The sequence below is a fragment of the Dryocola clanedunensis genome, from assembly GCF_038405435.1.
Taxonomy (GTDB): domain Bacteria; phylum Pseudomonadota; class Gammaproteobacteria; order Enterobacterales; family Enterobacteriaceae; genus Dryocola; species Dryocola clanedunensis_A.
Genome location: NZ_JBBYHZ010000234.1, coordinates 1 through 515, shown reverse-complemented (window position 1 = coordinate 515; position 515 = coordinate 1). Strand labels below are relative to the sequence as shown.

Annotated in this window: 1 protein-coding gene; it reads right to left on the bottom strand. The window is 66.6% G+C overall.

Annotated features, from left to right (window positions below; translation table 11 throughout):
* Window positions 1-515 (bottom strand): fumarylacetoacetate hydrolase family protein (locus tag AAE045_RS24400; protein ID WP_455549869.1); only part of this gene is annotated, 515 nt, incomplete at both ends.

Genomic DNA, 515 nt, shown 5'->3' with positions numbered 1-515 from the left:
AGCGGCAGGTGGACCTTGCTGTCCTGCCAGGCGTCACCCAGCTCATCGGGGGTGACGAACACCGGTGACAGCGCCGAGCGCGGCTTGGACTGCAGGAAGCCGAAGCCCTTGGCCAGTTCGCCCGGGATCAGGTTGCGCAGCGAGACATCATTGACCAGGCCGATCAGCTGGATATGGCCGGCAGCCTGCTCCGGCGTCACCGCCATCGGCACGTCGTCGGTGATCACCACCAGCTCGGCTTCCAGATCGATGCCGTATTCCTCGCTGACCACCTTGACCGCGTCGCGCGGGCCGTAAAAACCGGCACTGGTGGCCTGGTACATCAGCGGGTCGGTGTAGAAGCTCTCCGGCACTTCGGCGCCACGGGCGCGGCGCACGCGGGCCACGTGCGGCAGGTAGGCGCTGCCATCGACGAATTCATAGGCACGCGGCAGCGGCGCAGCCAGCGCCTGCAGGTCGATGTCGAACACGCCGTCGGCGTCGCCATCGTTCAGCGATTCGTACAGGGCATTCAG